We start from the raw sequence: 20,052 nt of genomic DNA, 5'->3' as shown, positions 1-20,052 counted from the left end.
ATTGAAATAGAAAGTGTTATGATATGTGAGGAATGTTTAAGACTTGGTACTAAAATGAGGGGTGAGAAAGTGAAATTAAAGAAAAATGAACGTAGACAGGCGATTCAGCAAGCCATTGAAAACAACCCCTTTATTACAGACAATGAACTGTGTGAAATGTTCCAAGTGAGTATTCAAACAATTCGACTTGATCGAACACATCTGAATATTCCAGAATTAAGAAAACGAGTAAAATTAGTAGCAGAACACAATTATGATCAAATTAAATCGATTGAGGCTAATGAAATTATAGGTGATTTAGTTCAATTGAAACCCAATGATACAGCTACTTCGATGATTGAAATTACAAGCGATTCCGTTTTCTCTAAATCACAAATTGCACGTGGCCACGTTTTATTTGCACAGGCAAATTCTTTGTGTGTCGCACTTATACATAATCCAACGGTATTAACACAAGAAAGTGATGTTAAATTTCTGGATAAAGTTAAATTAAATGATACAGTGAAAGCAGTAGCAAACGTAATCAATCAAACGAACAAACATTATTTAATAGAAGTAAATTCTTATGTGAAAGATAAATTAGTTTTTAGTGGTAATTTTAAAATGTTCTATATAAGTGAGGATGAATTAAATGGTTAAAATTGCAGTAGATATGATGGGCGGAGATGACGCACCTGGAATCGTACTTGAAGCTGTTAAAAAAGCTGTCGATGATTTTAAAGATTTAGAAATTATCTTGTTCGGTGATCAAGAGCAATATACATTAAATCACGGACGTATCGATTTTAGACATTGCTCTGAAAAAATCGAAATGGAAGATGAACCAGTACGTGCAATTAAACGCAAAAAAGATAGTTCAATGGTTAAAATGGCAGAAGCGGTTAAATCTGGCGAAGCAGATGGGTGTGTATCAGCTGGTAATACAGGTGCATTAATGTCTGCAGGTTTATTTATTGTTGGACGTATTAAAGGTGTATCAAGACCAGCATTAGTGGTTACTTTACCTACGATAGATGGTAAAGGATTTGTATTCTTAGATGTAGGTGCAAATGCAGATGCTAAACCAGAACATTTATTACAATATGCACAGTTGGGTAATATCTATGCACAAAAAATTAGAGGCATTAAACAACCATCAGTCTCATTATTGAATATTGGCACAGAAGCAGCTAAAGGTAATACATTAACTAAGAAAACTTATGAGTTAATGGAAGCACAAAATGACTTTAATTTTACTGGTAATGTAGAAGCCAAAACATTAATGGATGGTAACGTAGACGTTGTTGTTACAGATGGTTTTACAGGAAATATGGTACTTAAAAACTTAGAGGGTACTGCTAAATCAATTGGCAAAATGTTAAAAGAAACATTACTCAGCAGCTTCAAAAATAAAATAGCTGCTTTAGTACTTAAAAAAGACTTAGATCAATTCTCTCAAAAAATGGATTACTCAGAGTATGGTGGTTCAGTATTATTAGGTTTAGATGGTACAGTGGTTAAAGCGCATGGTAGTTCAAATGCTAAAGCGTTTTATTCAGCTATCCGTCAAGCTAAAATTGCGGGAGAACAACAAATTGTACAAACAATGAGAGAAACGGTAGGTGGAAATAATGGGTAAAACAGCAATTATTTTCCCAGGTCAAGGCGCACAAAAAGTGGGAATGGCGCAAGATTTATATAATGTAGATGAAAAAGCTACTGAAATATTAAACAAGGCGCAAGAATCAGTAGATTTTGATTTATTGGAAACTATGTTTACAGATGAAGAAGGTAAATTAGGTGAAACTGAAAATACACAACCAGCTTTATTAACGCATAGTATTGCATTATTAGAAGCTTTAAATCATATCGATGCAGATTATACTATGGGGCATAGTTTAGGTGAATATTCAAGTTTAGTGGCAAGCGGTGTTTTATCATTTGAAGATGCCGTGAAGATAGTTCGTAAACGTGGTGAGCTTATGGCTCAAGCATTCCCTAATGGTGTAGGTAGTATGGCTGCTGTTTTAGGATTAGATTTTGATGATGTTGATAAAATTTGTAAAGATTTATCAACAGAAGACCAATTAATTGAGCCGGCTAATATTAATTCACCTGGTCAAATCGTTGTCTCAGGTCATAAAACATTAATTGATGAATTAGTTGAAAAAGGTAAATCATTAGGTGCGAAACGTGTGTTACCACTAGCTGTTTCTGGACCGTTCCATTCTTCAATGATGAATGTCATAGAAGAAGATTTTGCGGCATATATTAACCAATTTGAATGGCATGATGCTAAGTTCCCAGTCGTTCAAAATTACAATGCTGAAGGCGAAACGGATGCTGAGGTTATCAAGTACCATATGGTAAAACAATTATACTCACCAGTTCAATTTATCAAATCAACTGAATGGTTAATCGAACAAGGTGTGGATCACTTTATTGAAATTGGTCCAGGAAAAGTATTATCTGGTTTAATTAAAAAAATTAATAGAGACGTAAAATTAACATCAATTCAAACACTTGAAGATGTGAAAGGATGGAATGAATAATGGCTAAAAATGCATTAGTAACAGGTGCTTCACGAGGTATTGGTCGTAGTATTGCAATTCAATTAGCTGAAGAAGGTTATAATGTTGCAGTTAATTATGCAGGTAACCAAGATAAAGCAGAGGCAGTCGTTTCAGAAATTAAAGAAAAAGGTGTAGAAAGCTTTGCGATTCAAGCGAATGTTGCTAACGGTGACGAAGTAAAAGCAATGATTAAAGAAGTTGTGAGTCAATTTGGTTCTATCGATGTATTAGTTAATAATGCTGGTATTACACGTGATAATTTATTAATGCGTATGAAAGAACAAGAATGGGATGATGTGATTGATACTAACTTAAAAGGTGTATTCAATTGTATCCAAAAGGTTACGCCTCAAATGTTAAGACAACGTAGTGGTTCAATTATTAATTTATCAAGTGTCGTAGGAGCGGTCGGTAATCCAGGACAAGCGAACTATGTAGCTACTAAAGCAGGTGTAGTAGGATTAACTAAATCTGCTGCACGTGAATTAGCGTCACGAGGTATTACTGTAAATGCTGTTGCACCTGGTTTTATTGTTTCTGATATGACTGATGCTTTAAGTGATGACTTGAAAGAACAAATGTTAGGTCAAATTCCTTTATCACGTTTTGGTGAAGATACGGATATCGCTAATACTGTTGCATTCTTAGCTTCAGAAAAAGCAAAATACATTACTGGTCAAACGATTCATGTAAATGGTGGTATGTACATGTAGGGAAATACTTACAGGCTATGAATGTACAGGACCCTAGCAGTTGACTGTCCACTCATGTCAAAAGCCATGATTGAACTAGTCAACCTTGCGGGTGCTGGGGCCCCAACAAAGAGAATTTCAAAAAAAGAAATTCAACAAGCAATGCAAGTTGGTGCTGGGGCCCCAACAAAGAGAATTTCAAAAAAGAAATTCAACAAGCAATGCGAGTTGGTGCTGGGGCCCCAACAAAGAGAATTTCAAAGAAGAAATTCGACAAGTAATGCAAGTTGGGGCTGGGGCCCCAACAAAGAGAATTTCAAAAAAGAAATTCAACAAGCAATGCAAGTTGGTGCTGGGGCCCCAACAAAGAGAATTTCAAAAAAGAAATTCAACAAGCAATGCAAGTTGGGGCTGGGGCCCCAACAAAGAGAATTTCAAAAAAGAAATTCAACAAGCAATGCAAGTTGGGGCTGGGGCCCCAACAAAGAGAATTTCAAAAAAAGAAATTCAACAAGCAATGCAAGTTGGGGCTATTAAAGAAAGGATTACCTGAGCTAAAGCTCATTACGTAGTAGTTGACTGGTTATCCACTTAATGCCTAACCTAGTCACCTTTACGGGGGTAATTCTAAAAAATCAGATAGATTTAAGAATTACTCCCTAAGAAACACTAATCATTTTAATGATTGAGAAGATGAACACATAAGCTAAAGCTTATGTAACGCAGTAGTTGACTGTCCACTCATGTCAAAAGCCATGATTGAACTAGTCAACCTTGCGGGTGCAAGACAACGAAATCAATAGAATTTCTGTCTTGCAACCAAATTCTACTTGTATTTTATATTCTAAAATGGGAAAATATAATAGTCTATGGATAGACGCTTTTAAAGGAGGTGAATCGACGTGGAAAACTTCGATAAAGTAAAGGATATCATCGTTGACCGTTTAGGTGTTGATGCTGATAAAGTAACTGAAGATGCATCTTTCAAAGATGATTTAGGCGCTGACTCACTTGATATCGCTGAATTAGTAATGGAATTAGAAGATGAATTTGGTACTGAAATTCCAGATGAAGAAGCTGAAAAAATCAACACTGTTGGTGATGCTGTTAAGTATATCAATAGTCTTGAAAAATAATAAACCTATATCTGAGTCGTCATTGTGTCGGCTCAGATTTTTTCTTTTGTTTTGGTGAGATTTCACGTAAAATTAGAGTTAACATATCATAAATTAAGGAGGTATATTTTATGACCAATCAGAAAAAGACAGAAATGATTAACCGCTTTCGAGAGCTATTTGCACAGAAAATGCATGAATTAGGCTTTGAATATAAAAATATAGAATTGTACCAACAGGCATTTTCTCATTCTAGCTTTATTAATGATTTTAATATGAATCGTTTAGACCATAATGAAAGATTAGAATTTTTAGGTGATGCGGTATTAGAATTGACGGTTTCACGTTATCTATTTGATAAACACCCAGATTTACCAGAGGGTAATTTAACAAAGATGAGAGCAACTATCGTATGTGAGCCTTCACTTGTAATATTTGCAAATAAAATAAAGTTAAATGAACTAATTTTATTAGGAAAAGGCGAAGAGAAGACAGGTGGTAGAACACGACCTTCACTTATCTCAGATGCATTTGAAGCATTCGTTGGTGCCTTATATTTAGATCAAGGATTAGATACAGTATGGGATTTTGCTGAGAAAATTATATTCCCATATGTAGAAGATGATGAATTAGATGGTGTAGTCGATTTTAAAACACAGTTCCAAGAATTTGTGCACAGACAAAATAAAGGCGATGTCACTTATCGCTTAATTAAAGAAGAAGGTCCTGCACACCATCGTTTATTTACATCAGAAGTTATTTTAGAAAAGCAAGCTATCGCAGAAGGACAAGGTAAAACTAAGAAAGAGTCTGAACAAAAGGCAGCTGAAAGTGCTTACAAACAAATGAAAAATAAATAGTAATTTATAAATTAACATATCGTCTTAATTGAAATCATTACCATCAATTAAGATTAAACTGTAAAGGAAGATGTAACGTTAATAACTTTGCATCATATATTAAGTTGATTGTATAGACATGGATCAACTAGGATTTGGATAAGGAGAATAACATGGTTTATTTAAAATCAATAGACGCCGTAGGATTTAAATCATTTGCAGACCATACTGATGTGCAGTTTGATAAAGGCGTAACAGCTATTGTTGGTCCAAATGGTAGCGGTAAAAGTAATATTACAGATGCAATCAAATGGGTATTAGGCGAACAATCAGCGAAGTCACTTCGTGGTTCTAAAATGGAAGATATTATCTTTTCAGGTGCTGAACATCGTAAACCTCAAAATTTTGCAGAAGTAAAATTAAAGTTAGATAATCATTCAAAAAAATTACAAATAGATGCAGAAGTGGTAGAGGTTACGCGACGTCTTTATAGAAGTGGCGAAAGCGAATACTATTTAAATAATGATCGTGCTCGATTAAAAGATATCATTGATTTATTTTTAGATTCTGGTTTAGGTAAAGAAGCGTTCTCAATCATATCTCAAGGTAGAGTGGATGAGATTTTAAATGCTAAACCGATTGATCGTAGACAGATTATTGAAGAATCAGCAGGCGTTTTAAAATATAAAAAACGGAAAGCAGAATCTGTCCAAAAATTAGATCAAACCGAAGATAACTTATCGCGTGTAGAGGACATTTTATATGATTTAGAAGGAAGAGTTGAACCTTTAAAAGAAGAAGCAGCTATTGCCAAAGAATATAAACAATTGTCATCTGAAATGAAAAAAAGCGATGTGATTGTGACGGTTCATGATATTGATCAATATACTCAGGATAACGGTCAGTTAGATGAACAACTCAATGATTTAAAAGGTAAGCAAGCGAATAAAGAGGCCGAACAAAGTCAAATTAACCAATTATTACAAAAGTATAAAGGTCAAAGGCAAGAGCTAGATCAAAATATAGAACAATTAAATTATGATTTAGTAAAAGCTACAGAAGAATTTGAAAAGTATTCTGGTCAACTTAATGTGCTTGAGGAAAGAAAAAAGAACCAATCTGAAACAAATGCAAGATTTGAAGAAGAACAAGACAATTTAATGTCTCAATTAGACAATCTAAAATCTGAAAAAGAGCAAGCTATACAAACTTTAGATCAGCTAAGACAAAAGCAAAAAGAATTAAATAAAACGATACAAACATTAGAATCAAAGTTATATGTTTCTGATGAACAACATGATGAGAAATTAGAAGAAATTAAAAATAAATATTATACGTTGATGTCCGAACAATCAGATGTCAATAATGATATACGCTTTTTAGAACATACAATTAATGAAAACGAAGCGAAAAAATCACGTTTAGATTCCAGATTAGTTGAAGCATTTAATCAATTAAAAGACATTCAAAATAATATTTCAAATACTGATAAGGAATATCAACAAGTTCAGAAAGACATGCATAATACTGAACAACAAATTAAAAATGTCGAAAAACAATTAACTGAATCTAAGCAACTTCAAACAGAATTCGAAAATAAATTATATCAAGCGTATAGATATAATGAAAAGTTAAAATCACGAATTGATAGCCTTGCTACTCAGGAAGAAGATTACACTTACTTCTTTAATGGTGTTAAACATATACTTAAAGCTAAAGATAAAGAATTGAATGGTATTCATGGTGCAGTTGCGGAAATTATAGACGTTCCTTCTCAATTAACACAAGCAATAGAAACTGCTTTAGGCGCATCGTTACAACATGTCATCGTAGAAGATGAAAAAGATGGTCGTCAGGCGATACAATTTTTAAAACAACGTAGTTTAGGACGTGCCACATTCCTACCTTTAAATGTTATTCAACCAAGATATATAGCTGCAGATATTAAATCAACAGCACAAGCTTCTGAGGGCTTTGTTAACATTGCTTCAGATGCAGTAAAAGTATCTTCTAAATATAAAAATATCGTAGAAAATTTACTAGGTAATACTATTATTGTAGATGATTTGAAACATGCGAATGATTTAGCAAGATCGATTCGTTATCGCACAAGAATTGTGACACTTGAAGGGGATGTTGTTAATCCAGGTGGTTCCATGACTGGTGGGGGCGCTCGCAAAACTAAAAGCATCTTAACACAAAAAGATGAGCTCACAACTATGCGTCACCAATTAGAAGATTATCAAAGGCAGACGTACGAATTTGAGAAACAATTCCAAACACATCAAGCGCAATCTGAAAAGTTAAGTGAAACATACTTTGAGTTAAGTCAAAGTTATAATAATTTAAAAGAAAAAGCACATGGCTATGAGTTAGAGCTTGATCGCTTGAAGAAACAAGAAACACATTTAAAAGACGAACATGAAGAGTTTGAATTTGAAAAAAATGATGGGTATCAAAGTGATAAAAGTAAAGCAACACTTGAGCAAAAACAACAACATCTTTCAGAAATTCAAGCGCAACTTAAACATTTAGAAGAAGATATAGAAAAATATACGAAGCTTTCTAAAGAAGGTAAAGAAACTACGACTCAAACCCAACAACAATTACATCAAAAGCAATCCGATCTAGCAGTTGTCAAAGAACGAATTAAAGGACAACAGCAGGAAATTGAGCGTTTAGATAAACAATTACAAAGTACAGAGCAACAACTTGAAACAGTTAAAGAGAAAATTCAATTATTCAATTCAGATGAAATGATGGGTGAACAAGCTTTTGATAAAATCAAGTCACAAATTGCTGATAAAGAACGAACACGTTCTGAATTAAATGAACAACTTGATCAAATGAAGCAACAACGAGTTGACTTAAATCAGATGATTGAAGACAATGATAGTAAGCTACAAGAATGTCATCAAGATTTATTATCTATCGAAAATCACTATCAGGATATTAAAGCTAATCAGTCTAAATTAGATGTACTCATTAATCATGCGATTGATCATTTGAATGATGAATATCAACTTACTGTTGAACGTGCACGTTCGCTCTATGATAATGAAGACGATATTGATCAGCTACGTAAAAAGGTTAAACTAACTAAAATGTCAATTGACGAATTAGGTCCTGTTAATTTGAATGCTATCGAACAATTTGAAGAATTAAATGAGAGATATACATTCTTAAATGAGCAAAGAACTGATTTGAGAGAAGCCAAATCAACTTTAGAACAAATTATAAATGAAATGGATAAAGAAGTAGAAGACAGGTTTAAAGAAACATTTCATGCTGTACAAAGTCACTTTAGTGATGTCTTTAAACAACTATTTGGTGGTGGTCAAGCTGAATTACAATTAACAGAAAATGATTATTTAGCAGCAGGTGTCGATATTATTGTCCAACCTCCAGGTAAGAAACTACAACATTTATCTTTATTAAGTGGTGGAGAGCGTGCATTAAGTGCAATTGCATTATTATTTGCTATATTAAAAGTAAGATCAGCACCATTTGTTATATTAGATGAGGTAGAAGCGGCACTAGATGAAGCCAATGTGATTCGTTACGCACAATACCTCAATGAATTATCTGATCAAACACAATTTATCGTTATTACACATCGTAAAGGCACGATGGAATTTTCAGATCGACTTTACGGTGTAACAATGCAAGAATCAGGAGTATCAAAGTTAGTAAGTGTTAACCTAAATACAATAGATGAGGTTATGAAGGAGGAAGAAGCATGAGCTTTTTTAAACGCTTAAAAGATAAATTTTCAGGACCAAGAGAAGAAGACATTGAAAAGGAATTATCCAGTGAAGAGGTTTCAGATGACTCTTCCAAACAGATGGATGAGGAACAACATGCGTCTCAACATGAACTAGAGGAAGATAAACCTAAAAAGAAACCTAGAAAATTAAGTGAAGCAGATTTTGATGAAGATGGCTTAATTTCAATTGAAGACTTTGAAGAGATAGAAGCACAAAAAATTGGTGCGAAATTTAAAGCTGGATTAGAAAAATCTAGAGAAAATTTCCAAGAACAATTAAACAATTTAATAGCGCGTTATAGAAAAGTTGATGAAGAATTCTTCGAAGCATTGGAAGAGATGTTAATTACAGCCGATGTTGGTTTTAATACGGTGATGCAATTAACTGAAGAACTTCGTGCTGAAGCACAACGTCGTAACATTAAAGAAACAGAAGATTTACGTGAAGTTATCGTTGAAAAAATTGTGGAAATTTATCACCAAGAAGATGATAAATCAGAAGCAATGAATCTTGAAGATGGACGTTTAAATGTTATTTTAATGGTCGGTGTTAATGGTGTAGGTAAAACGACGACGATTGGTAAATTAGCTTACCGTTACAAAATGGAAGGTAAAAAAGTTATGCTTGCTGCAGGTGATACATTTAGAGCAGGTGCTATTGAACAATTAAAAGTTTGGGGAGAACGAGTTGGCGTTGAAGTTATAAGCCAAAGTGAAGGTTCAGATCCAGCTGCAGTAATGTATGATGCAATCAATGCTGCTAAAAATAAAAAAGTAGATATTTTAATTTGTGATACTGCAGGTCGTTTACAAAATAAATCTAATTTAATGCAAGAATTAGAAAAAGTAAAACGTGTTATTGGTAGAGCTGTTCCAGATGCACCGCATGAAGCATTACTTTGCTTAGATGCTACAACTGGACAAAATGCGTTATCACAAGCCCGTACTTTCAAGGAAGTAACAAATGTTTCAGGTATTGTATTAACTAAATTAGATGGTACTGCTAAAGGTGGTATTGTATTAGCAATCAGAAATGAACTTAAAATACCTGTTAAATATGTAGGTTTAGGTGAAAAATTAGATGATTTACAGCCTTTCAACCCAGAAAGCTATGTTTACGGATTATTTGCTGATATGATTGAACAAAATGAAGAGATTCCAGATGAATTAGCAGAATCTCCATCTGATAATGGAGATGCATCGCATGAGCCAAAATGATTTAGTAAAAACACTACGAATGAATTATCTCTTTGATTTTTATCAATCTTTATTAACAGATAAACAAAGAAATTACTTAGAATTATTTTACTTGCAAGATTATGCATTAAGTGAAATTGCTGATACTTTTAATGTGAGTAGACAAGCAGTTTATGATAATATAAGAAGAACTGGCGATTTAGTAGAAGATTATGAAACTAAATTAGGATTATACAAAAGGTTTGAGCAACGACGAGATATTTATGATCGAATGAAACAATCTCTTGATAAACCAGAATTATTAAAGCAATATATAGATCAATTAGAAGAATTAGAATAGTGATAAAAAGAGGAGGGAATAATTATGGCATTTGAAGGATTGTCGGATCGCTTACAGGCATCAATGCAAAGAATGCGTGGTAAGGGTAAAGTAACAGAAGCAGATATCAAAGCAATGATGCGAGAAGTTCGTCTTGCGTTATTAGAAGCCGACGTTAACTTTAAAGTCGTAAAAGATTTCGTCAAAACTGTTTCAGAACGAGCATTAGGCTCAGATGTGATGCAGTCATTAACACCTGGACAACAAGTTATTAAAATTGTTCAAGATGAATTAACGAATTTAATGGGTGGCGAAAATTCAACGATTAAAATGGCTAATAAACCACCAACAGTTGTTATGATGGTTGGTTTGCAAGGTGCAGGTAAAACTACAACTGCAGGTAAATTAGCACTTTTAATGCGTAAAAAATATAATAAAAAACCAATGTTAGTTGCGGGAGATATTTATCGACCAGCTGCCATTGATCAGTTACAAACAGTAGGTAAGCAACTAGATGTTCCTGTTTATAGTGAAGGGGACCAAGTTAAACCACAACAAATCGTTCAAAATGCATTAGCGCATGCTAAAGAAGAACATTTAGACTTTGTTATTATCGATACAGCAGGTCGTTTGCATATTGATGAAGCATTAATGAATGAATTGCAAGAAGTTAAAGAAATTGCTAAACCAGATGAAATTATGTTGGTTGTCGATGCAATGACTGGTCAAGATGCTGTTAATGTTGCACAATCATTTGATGAACAATTAGACGTAACGGGTGTGACATTAACTAAATTAGATGGTGACACTCGTGGTGGTGCTGCATTATCTATACGTTCAGTAACTCAAAAACCAATTAAATTTGTAGGTATGAGTGAAAAACTTGATGGTTTAGAATTATTCCATCCAGAACGTATGGCATCTCGTATTTTAGGTATGGGTGATGTTTTAAGTTTAATTGAAAAAGCACAACAAGATGTTGACCAAGACAAAGCTAAAGATTTAGAAAAGAAAATGAGAGACTCATCTTTCACATTGGATGATTTCTTAGAACAGCTTGATCAAGTTAAAAATCTAGGGCCATTAGACGACATCATGAAAATGATTCCTGGTATGAACAAGATGAAAGGCTTAGATCAACTTAATATGAGTGACAAACAAATCGATCATATTAAAGCTATTATTCAATCAATGACACCTAGTGAAAGAGCGAATCCAGCGATGTTGAACGTTTCTCGTAAAAAACGTATCGCAAAAGGTTCAGGGCGTTCTTTACAAGAAGTCAATCGTTTAATGAAACAATTTAATGACATGAAGAAAATGATGAAACAATTTACTGGTGGCGGCAAAGGTAAGAAAGCCAAACGTAGCCAGATGGAAAATATGTTAAAAGGTATGAATTTACCTTTCTAATATAATGTTGTGATTCCAACAGATATACGTCTGTTGGAATTTTTTCTTTTTATAAGAAAGAACGATTTACCTAATAAAAAATTAAGTTAGCAACTAAAAAACAATTCCTTTCGTGAAATTAATGAAGATGAAACGCTTGAGATAAAAGAACAACATGGACTAAATTTATGTATTGCAGTAGCTGATTGGCAGAAAATAGACTTATGCTAAGCTATTTTCTATCCTAATCAGCCTTGCCGGGTGAGACCTAGAAATAAAATTATTATTTCTGTCTCACTCCCATAACTAACACTAATTTCTCTGAACGGTGAGGAACGCCTTAGCTAAAGCTAATGCATAACCAAATCTACAATTCATTTCATGAATTTAGATTTGGTAAAGCAAAATGTCTTTACAAAGTTTAATATACCTGTTATTATTTATTCTTGTAGAAAATAAAAATTGAAATGTTTAAAGGAGAGTTTTATAATGGCAGTTAAAATTCGTTTAACTCGTTTAGGTTCAAAAAGAAATCCATTCTATCGTATTGTAGTTGCAGATGCTCGTTCACCACGTGATGGTCGTATCATCGAACAAATCGGTACTTACAATCCAGCACACGTTAATGCTCCAGAAGTTAAAATTGACGAAGAGTTAGCATTAAAATGGTTAAAAGACGGTGCAAAACCAACTGATACAGTTCATAATATCTTATCAAGAGAAGGTATTTTGAAAAAATTCGATGACCAAAAAAACGCTAAATAATCATAGTCACTCGTGACGTGTTTATATATTTAGTTGAAAGGGCGCCATATATTGGTGTCCTTTTTTATTTTTAAAAGATTAAAAAAATGCATGTTTAACATATTAATTGATGATATAGTAAAAACATTAATACACTATATATAAGGAGGTTAGTCATTATGGAAGTCGAAGTAGGAAAAATCGTCAATACGCATGGAATCAAAGGAGAAGTTAAAGTAAAATCTAATTCAGATTTTACTGATACACGTTTTCAACCAGGTGAAGTGTTGACAGCAAAATTAAACCAAATAGAAAAAGCGTTAACTGTGACGTCATATCGTACCCACAAAGGATTTCATATGTTGAAATTTGAAGGTATCGAAAACATTAATGATATCGAGTATTTAAAAGGCGCTGTACTATATCAAGAAAGAGATCATGAAGACATTGAACTTGAAGAAAATGAATTTTATTATTCAGATATTATAGGTTGTACTGTATTTGACGATAAACAACAGCCAATTGGTCGCATCACTAGTATTTTTGAAACTGGCGCTAATGACGTGTGGGTTGTAAAAGGGGACAAAGAATATTTAATTCCTTACATAGCAGATGTTGTTAAAGATGTTGATGTAGAAAATAAAACAGTTATCATCACACCAATGGAAGGGCTGTTAGATTAATGAAAATTGATTATTTAACTTTATTTCCAGAAATGTTTGACGGGGTATTAAATCATTCTATTTTAAAAAGAGCGCAAGACAAAGATATTATAAATGTGAATACTATCAATTTTAGAGATTATTCAGTAAATAAACATAATCAAGTAGATGATTATCCTTTTGGCGGAGGTCAAGGTATGGTATTAAAGCCTGAGCCAGTGTTTAATGCGATGGAAGACATCAATAGGACTGATGATACTCGAGTTATATTAATGTGCCCTCAAGGTCGTCCATTTACGCAAGACATTGCCCAAGAATTAAGTGAATCTAATCATATTGTGTTTATTTGTGGTCATTATGAAGGTTATGATGAACGTATAAGAGAACATTTAGTAACTGACGAAATTTCCATGGGTGATTATGTATTAACAGGTGGCGAATTACCTGCAATGACGATGACTGACGCTATTGTCAGATTAATTCCAGGTGTACTTGGTAACGAACAGTCACACCAAGATGATTCATTCTCTGATGGGTTATTAGAATTCCCACAATATACTAGACCACGTGAATATAATGGAATGAAAGTGCCAGATGTTTTATTATCTGGAAATCATGCCCATATTGATCAATGGCGTCATGAACAAAAACTAATCCGTACTTTTAACAAGAGACCCGATTTATTAGAACAATATGATTTAACGGATAAAGATGAAAAAATAATACAAACATACAAAAACCAATTGCAAAAAGACTAACGTTGTGCTAACATAATTTAAGTGTGAAAAGACACAAAAAATCACTATGATCCGCTGCTATACATTTGTCTAGGCAAGAACATAGGTTGAAGAGGAGAATTTATAATGAGTAATCATAAGTTAATCGAAGCAGTAACTAAATCACAATTACGTACCGATTTACCTTCATTCCGTCCAGGTGATACTTTACGTGTACACGTTCGTATTATTGAAGGTTCACGTGAACGTATCCAAGTATTCGAAGGTGTTGTAATTAAACGCCGTGGTGGAGGAATTTCAGAAACTTTCACAGTTCGTAAAATTTCTTCAGGTGTAGGTGTGGAACGTACATTCCCATTACACACTCCAAAAATCGAAAAAATCGAAGTTAAACGTCGCGGTAAAGTACGTCGTGCTAAATTATACTACTTACGTAATTTACGTGGTAAAGCTGCTAGAATTCAAGAAATTCGTTAATCAGCCAATTCGATCAATAAAATTGAATCATAACAGATTCAACCAAAAAGCATTAAACTATTGTCATTTTAGACAAAGTTTAATGCTTTTTTATTTATATTCATATAAAAAAGATGATCGAGGACCTCATTATTGTGTCCTACGATCATCTGTTCATCTACAAATTAATGATGCTTTTTAATTTTTCTAGCAAATACCATACTAACGACCATACCAACAATCGAGATAACAATTAGTAAATAAAAGTGTGGAGGAGTGTATGTTAATCGAATTAATTCTTGACCTTTATTTACAGGTATAGCTGTCATAATACCATTTGCTTTTTTAACTTCCACTGCATGACCATCAATCGTTGCCTTCATCCCTTTGGTATAAGGAATAGGCATGACCAAATAACCCGCTTCTTTTTTATCTTTTTTAATCGTATATCCATTTCTTTGTTTATGAATATCCACTTTATTCAAATGCTTCGCTGATTTGTGTAAAGTTTGATAATTCTCTCCGTAAATGCCGTTAACTTTAAGACGATATTTACCTGGTGATAGCTTAATATTTAATAGATCTGATGATTTTACTCTCATAGTGACAGGACTTACAAATCTACGATATTTATATGTGAGCGGGTTCCTATCTTGGCTATATTCATTAACACTAACATGATGATTCTTGTCAGGTGCTAACAATTCGACATCCATTTCTACATATAAATCTTTATATCGTTGTGCATAAAATTTTGGTAGTTGAAGTTGCAGACCACCATTATTTTTGGTAACTTCTATCTGATGATTTTTGATCTGTTTAGCATGATTCAATTTAATGTCAGCATGAGATAAAAGATTAGGATTTGGTTTAAACGATGTATTCGGTTTTGAACTTTTATCATTCAATACGATACCTTGAATCATAGCTTGTTCACGATCTAAAGGTGATTTTAAATCACTTGAATCATAAATATTATTTGTGACATGTGCTGCGGGATAATTAATCGTATTATGAGAATGAATCCATTGATCACCTTTATCTTTGATTAGCTTTTTCTTTTCAAAACCATAGGGCATATTTAAATCATTAGGGTGTCTAAGACGATCTTCCACGCCCCATAAGGCCATTAAATTGGCTCGATTGCCTAAATAGCGATAGGTACTGTTTTTATCCACTGGCATATTGATTTGCATCATTTTATCGTAGTATTTCAATATTCCACCATCAAATATACTTGAATAGAGTGAGATACCATTATAGTGATAAATAAAAGGTGAATTTAAACCATAAAATGACATATAATCTATTCTTGATAATGGATTAGATTGAGATTTTTTGATATTTTGTATATTTTGATTTAATGTTTTACTTCGGTAGCTAGGATCGTCAATTGTTTTCATAGTTGTTTGATACGGTTCAATTGTATTTTTGGTTGTGATATGTACAATTCCAAGTTGTTGTATGAAAATCAAGAGTACAAGTGCTATTTGAACCCATTTTCTTGATTGAAGTTGTGGTTTCTTAATCAATATAGCTAATAAACATATCAACACGATAGACACTGGAATCCAATAGATTGTTTTTTCAGCTAATGCAAAATAAATAATTCCATAAATAGTAATAGGAATAGCAATGAGATTATATCTTTTAAGAGATAACTCACTGATATGTTGAATAAATAATGCGACTAATGCACTTGAAGATAGAGTTAAAGCATATACCCAACGTCTTTGTGGCATAGAAAAACCATTAAAAGCACTATCGAAGTATTGAGATAGAGAACCAATAAGTAATATCCAAGTTACAATCGCAAATAATTTAAAATAATAATGACGATATAATTTGAATGAGAATAAAGCAATAATAGTAATAAAGGTAATGGTTATATAAAACCCATCTGAAAAAATATTAAAATTAGTATTAACAAGATCTGTAAAGAGTGGTGTTTCAAGTTTAGGGTTTTGTGCTCGGTCATTATTAAAAAATGACGACAATCCAGTATATAATCCTAAAATACTACTCATTACGCTTAATAAAATACCGATAATGAGTAGATAGCATTTTTGCCATCTATTTACGATATCTTTAGGGTGAATTACAATGACTCTATACATAAAATAAAAGCCCAACACAATCGCTTGATAATAGCTAAAATAGAAGTTCATAAATAAAGTTAAAGCTATGGCAAAGATAAATAACCCGATTTTCTTCTCTCTGAAGAAGCGTTCCATAGCCAATAATGATAGAGGTAATAAGATTAATAAATTACCATAAAACGACCATGTAAAGTTATAGTAGATAACTACTGTCGACAAACCATACATTATCGTTGCCATTGTAACTGCAATTGGTTTTAACTTTATATATTTAAAGAAATAAAACGTACAGACAAATGTAATAACCGTCCTAACATAGGCCATTATAAGCTGATTAGCTGGCCAATAACTAATATCGTGAGGGTGTGCTAATCCAATTTTTTCTAATATCCATATCGTTAAAAAGTTTAACCACATTAAAGGTGACATGGAATAATAATATGCTAGACCCTTTACATAATCTCCACCTAATCCAAAAGATTCATCATAAAATCCTTTGAATTGTGTGAAGTGTTCATATAGATACATTTGAAAAGGCATCATTTGCCTAAAGCCATCACCCTCACCACTAAAGACAATGCCTTGAGTGACGAACCGGTAAATGAATGGAATGTATATGAATAAAGATAAGATGCAACTTAAAATAATAATTGAAGCTAATAATAAGAATGGCTTAGAAACAATTTTTTTAAACACTATGTGTCCTCTTCTTTCTCTTTTTAGGATAAATGTATTTAACGAATAACCAACTTATAATAATGCTTAAAATCGAAATGAATATCATTGTATTCCAAAATGGTGGTTGGTATTTAATGACTATTGTTTTTGCATTTTTATTTACTGGTACTGCTGTCATCATGCCATTGGCTTTATAAACTTTTTCTTGTTCTCCATCAACAAAGGCTTTCATACCGCTTCGATAAGGAATGTTAATGGTTGCCATACCTTTTGAATGTTTATCTAAATTAACTTTAACGCCGTTTTTAATGTCATGATATGTCATATTAAAGTTTGCGGATTGATGTACTTTTTTGAGCGTATCATAATTTTCACCATTTAGGTTCAATAATTGTAAATCAAATGTACCTTTTGGTGATAGTTGAATCGTTATATCACCATTCTTATCAGGTTGTGTTCGGTAAAGTTGTGTATCTACACCAATTCTATAAACAGAATCATTGTACAAACGATTGTTACTATATTGATTAATATTCACCGTATAATTACTATCAGGTAAACCTCTTTTAATTCTCATCGTTAAATAAAAATCAGTGTATTGTTTTTGTAATGTCTTAGGTAAATGAAGCTTAACTTTGCCTGAGGATTGAGTTACTTTAATACGATGATTTTTTAATTTAACAATGTTTTGACTCGATATATCAACTTGATTTAACAAATTTTTTGCCTTTTGATTATATTTTTTTCCTTTATTATCTAAAACGACTCCGTCTAACATTGCATGCTCTCTATCAATAGGTGTCTTTAAAGATCCCTTATCATAAATATGATTTGTAACTTTAACTGAAGGCAGGTTAAGTGTATTTTCGTAAATTGAATATTGACCTGCAGATTTCACTTTTTTAAAGTAACTTGGAATATTATGTTGAAAATCTTTCAACATGACATATCTAATAGAAAATAGACTGGCAATGTTTTGTCTACCGTTCGTTGATTGGTATCGACTCAGTGATTCTTCAGCCAAGTTAATCTTTAAATCATCATAATAATCATCGAGGATATTGTGATGGAATATACTTGAATACAAACTTAATCCTTTGAAATGTTGGTACATAGGTGTGTTGTCTTGCTCATTGACACGCCAATCAATACGCTCATCATTACGTTTAGAATGATTCATTTGCTTAACTAACGCACGTTGTAATTCGGAACTATACATATTGGAATTAAGGTAGAACGTATTTGCTCTATCTTTATGATCTTCAAAGTATATCTGATTCTTTATAAAAACAAACGACACCATCACATTAAGTAATGCAATGGCAATAATAAATAGATAAGTCAATTTAGTACGACTCGTTCTATCGTTTAGAATTAAAATACATAAACCAATGATAGATACGATAGGAACCAAGATAATCCATGCAACGTATGTATGATATGCAATTGCACTAATAAATATAACGCTTTGAGCCAATATACTAGTTATGAGATATGATTTAATCGATAAAGTTTTAAAATATTTTACATAAAGGCCTATGAGCATTGCTGAGTTAAATGCAATGATAAAGTGCCATCTTTTTTGAGGTGCAGAAAATCCATTAAATAACTGGTCTATAAATGGAATGAAATTAAAACATATAAATATAATTGTTAAAATGGCAAATAGTCGATAATAAAAATGTTTATATAATTTGAAACTTAAAATAGCTTGGATAGTTATAAATAAAATGACAATTAAGTAATTATCAAAAAATAAATTTGTATTTGCATCTAAATGTTCGAAGTTTGGCACTTTACCAGAGAATGGCGCTCGACGATTATTTATATAACTTTGAACACTATGGTAAAAAATAAACAGACTATTACCTAGCGATAAAAATCCACTGATACCAAAGATGAAAAATGCTTGTTTACGATTGGCTATATCGTTTGGGTGTCTAAAGATGATTCTAAGAATGATATAACCTGCACCTATAATGAGTAAGTAATAGGCAAAATAAAAATTGTTAATTAATATGAGCGACATGGTAACAATAAATAAACCTATTTTTTTCATTTTTAAAAATCGTTCTATAGATAAGAGTAACAAAGGCATGAAAATAAAAACATCACTGAAAAATGGCCAATATACGGTGAATCTAAAATATAAGGGTGAGATCACAAATAAAAAGGCCATGAGTAGACTAATAAGATGATGTTTTGTCAGATGCTTTGCAAATAAATATGTACAATAAAGTGCAATACTTGCTTTGATAATTGAAACGATAAGTGCATTATTCATCCAAAATAATAGTTGAGATGTGTCTAAATGGATAACAAGCTTTAACAACATAATGATTAATGCGTTGATAATAAAAAGTATATTTGTAGAAAAGTAATAGCTTAAATCGGTGAAGAAGTCGCCACCTAATCCAAAATCTGATGAATAAAACCAGTTACCGTGAATCCATTGATTGAATAGAAACATTTGGATAGGAACCATTTGTTCCATACCATCATTAGGTCCGGTAAAAAGTATGCCATCATGATAAAATTGATATATAACGTAGCTATGACCAACAAGTGATAAAAGTACGAATATGAATATGTATTTAAGTGATTTTTTCATGTCTTACTCCTAATTGCATATATATAACATAAGCATGTTTTACACTATCCAAATTAAAGTGGTTTATATGTTAGTTTTAAAGTCATGCTTATTATCAAATTGTATGTGATAGTAAGAATGATGAAAAGCATTTATGCTTTTGTTTTAAATATTTTACAAAATCTTAAAATATAAAATTTAAAGTAAAATGGTC

The 20,052-nt window shown here is 32.4% G+C and carries 17 protein-coding genes; 15 read left to right on the top strand and 2 right to left on the bottom strand.

Annotation, left to right across the window (positions count from 1 at the left end; all coding sequences use genetic code 11):
- Positions 1-69 precede the first annotated feature (69 nt).
- From fapR to rplS, 15 genes are all read left to right on the top strand, one after another.
- Entirely contained in the window at positions 70-639 is a 570-nt protein-coding gene (gene fapR, locus LPC11_RS07840) for a transcription factor FapR (protein WP_041613952.1), read from the top strand.
- Entirely contained in the window at positions 632-1,618 is a 987-nt protein-coding gene (gene plsX, locus LPC11_RS07835) for a phosphate acyltransferase PlsX (protein ID WP_023375162.1), read from the top strand. Before fapR ends, plsX begins: the two co-directional genes overlap by 8 nt.
- Entirely contained in the window at positions 1,611-2,531 is a 921-nt protein-coding gene (fabD, locus tag LPC11_RS07830; protein ID WP_023375163.1) for an ACP S-malonyltransferase, read from the top strand. The genes plsX and fabD overlap by 8 nt, the downstream gene beginning before the upstream one ends.
- A complete protein-coding gene (gene fabG, locus LPC11_RS07825; protein WP_104681681.1) occupies positions 2,531-3,265 on the top strand; it encodes a 3-oxoacyl-[acyl-carrier-protein] reductase in 735 nt (244 codons plus the stop codon). Before fabD ends, fabG begins: the two co-directional genes overlap by 1 nt.
- Positions 3,266-3,319: 54 nt before the next feature.
- Positions 3,320-3,781 (top strand): hypothetical protein, encoded by a 462-nt coding sequence (locus tag LPC11_RS07820; protein ID WP_231307206.1) that lies wholly within the window; start codon positions 3,320-3,322, stop codon positions 3,779-3,781.
- Between the two features lie 365 nt (positions 3,782-4,146).
- Positions 4,147-4,380 carry an acyl carrier protein gene (locus LPC11_RS07815; RefSeq protein WP_001830184.1) on the top strand — a complete coding sequence of 78 codons (234 nt, stop codon included), beginning with the start codon at positions 4,147-4,149 and terminating at the stop codon, positions 4,378-4,380.
- Positions 4,381-4,490: 110 nt separating this feature from the next.
- A complete protein-coding gene (rnc, locus tag LPC11_RS07810) occupies positions 4,491-5,219 on the top strand; it encodes a ribonuclease III (protein ID WP_023375165.1) in 729 nt (242 codons plus the stop codon).
- A 152-nt stretch (positions 5,220-5,371) separates the two neighbouring features.
- The gene (smc, locus tag LPC11_RS07805; protein ID WP_023375166.1) at positions 5,372-8,941 is read left to right on the top strand and encodes a chromosome segregation protein SMC; all 3,570 of its coding nucleotides are present in this window, start codon (positions 5,372-5,374) and stop codon (positions 8,939-8,941) included.
- Positions 8,938-10,182: a signal recognition particle-docking protein FtsY gene (ftsY, locus tag LPC11_RS07800; RefSeq protein WP_023375167.1), complete on the top strand. Its 1,245-nt coding sequence runs from the start codon at positions 8,938-8,940 to the stop codon at positions 10,180-10,182. Before smc ends, ftsY begins: the two co-directional genes overlap by 4 nt.
- Entirely contained in the window at positions 10,169-10,501 is a 333-nt protein-coding gene (locus LPC11_RS07795; protein WP_023375168.1) for a putative DNA-binding protein, read from the top strand. Before ftsY ends, LPC11_RS07795 begins: the two co-directional genes overlap by 14 nt.
- A gap of 24 nt (positions 10,502-10,525) precedes the next feature.
- On the top strand, positions 10,526-11,893 hold the full coding sequence (gene ffh, locus LPC11_RS07790; RefSeq protein ID WP_002450574.1) for a signal recognition particle protein: 1,368 nt from the start codon (positions 10,526-10,528) through the stop codon (positions 11,891-11,893).
- A gap of 468 nt (positions 11,894-12,361) precedes the next feature.
- A complete protein-coding gene (rpsP, locus tag LPC11_RS07785) occupies positions 12,362-12,637 on the top strand; it encodes a 30S ribosomal protein S16 (RefSeq protein WP_023375169.1) in 276 nt (91 codons plus the stop codon).
- Between the two features lie 158 nt (positions 12,638-12,795).
- Positions 12,796-13,299 carry a ribosome maturation factor RimM gene (rimM, locus tag LPC11_RS07780; RefSeq protein WP_231307205.1) on the top strand — a complete coding sequence of 168 codons (504 nt, stop codon included), beginning with the start codon at positions 12,796-12,798 and terminating at the stop codon, positions 13,297-13,299.
- Positions 13,299-14,036 (top strand): tRNA (guanosine(37)-N1)-methyltransferase TrmD, encoded by a 738-nt coding sequence (gene trmD / locus LPC11_RS07775; RefSeq protein WP_023375171.1) that lies wholly within the window; start codon positions 13,299-13,301, stop codon positions 14,034-14,036. Before rimM ends, trmD begins: the two co-directional genes overlap by 1 nt.
- Before the next feature lie 105 nt (positions 14,037-14,141).
- Entirely contained in the window at positions 14,142-14,492 is a 351-nt protein-coding gene (rplS, locus tag LPC11_RS07770) for a 50S ribosomal protein L19 (protein ID WP_002450570.1), read from the top strand.
- 164 nt (positions 14,493-14,656) lie between these two features.
- Here rplS and LPC11_RS07765 read toward each other — a convergent pair whose 3' ends face one another.
- Together LPC11_RS07765 and LPC11_RS07760 are read right to left on the bottom strand one after the other, a co-directional pair.
- Entirely contained in the window at positions 14,657-17,266 is a 2,610-nt protein-coding gene (locus tag LPC11_RS07765) for a YfhO family protein (RefSeq protein ID WP_023375172.1), read from the bottom strand.
- Complete coding sequence (locus tag LPC11_RS07760; protein ID WP_023375173.1) at positions 17,259-19,859, bottom strand: YfhO family protein; 2,601 nt, start codon at positions 19,857-19,859, stop codon at positions 17,259-17,261. The genes LPC11_RS07765 and LPC11_RS07760 overlap by 8 nt, the downstream gene beginning before the upstream one ends.
- Between the last annotated feature and the right edge of the window lie 193 nt (positions 19,860-20,052).

Source organism: Staphylococcus sp. HL28, assembly GCF_021117155.1.
Lineage (GTDB): Bacteria > Bacillota > Bacilli > Staphylococcales > Staphylococcaceae > Staphylococcus > Staphylococcus warneri.
The sequence above is the reverse complement of the archived record's forward strand: the minus strand, read 5'-3'. Positions and strand labels throughout refer to the sequence as shown.

Coding starts and splice junctions, on each gene's coding strand:
- plsX (WP_023375162.1), top strand. CDS start 632: ATGGTTAAAATTGCAGTAGATATGATGGGCGGAGATGACGCACCTGGA.
- fabD (WP_023375163.1), top strand. CDS start 1,611: ATGGGTAAAACAGCAATTATTTTCCCAGGTCAAGGCGCACAAAAAGTG.
- fabG (WP_104681681.1), top strand. CDS start 2,531: ATGGCTAAAAATGCATTAGTAACAGGTGCTTCACGAGGTATTGGTCGT.
- LPC11_RS07820 (WP_231307206.1), top strand. CDS start 3,320: ATGTCAAAAGCCATGATTGAACTAGTCAACCTTGCGGGTGCTGGGGCC.
- rnc (WP_023375165.1), top strand. CDS start 4,491: ATGACCAATCAGAAAAAGACAGAAATGATTAACCGCTTTCGAGAGCTA.
- smc (WP_023375166.1), top strand. CDS start 5,372: ATGGTTTATTTAAAATCAATAGACGCCGTAGGATTTAAATCATTTGCA.
- ftsY (WP_023375167.1), top strand. CDS start 8,938: ATGAGCTTTTTTAAACGCTTAAAAGATAAATTTTCAGGACCAAGAGAA.
- LPC11_RS07795 (WP_023375168.1), top strand. CDS start 10,169: ATGAGCCAAAATGATTTAGTAAAAACACTACGAATGAATTATCTCTTT.
- ffh (WP_002450574.1), top strand. CDS start 10,526: ATGGCATTTGAAGGATTGTCGGATCGCTTACAGGCATCAATGCAAAGA.
- rpsP (WP_023375169.1), top strand. CDS start 12,362: ATGGCAGTTAAAATTCGTTTAACTCGTTTAGGTTCAAAAAGAAATCCA.
- rimM (WP_231307205.1), top strand. CDS start 12,796: ATGGAAGTCGAAGTAGGAAAAATCGTCAATACGCATGGAATCAAAGGA.
- trmD (WP_023375171.1), top strand. CDS start 13,299: ATGAAAATTGATTATTTAACTTTATTTCCAGAAATGTTTGACGGGGTA.
- rplS (WP_002450570.1), top strand. CDS start 14,142: ATGAGTAATCATAAGTTAATCGAAGCAGTAACTAAATCACAATTACGT.
- LPC11_RS07760 (WP_023375173.1), bottom strand. CDS start 19,859: ATGAAAAAATCACTTAAATACATATTCATATTCGTACTTTTATCACTT.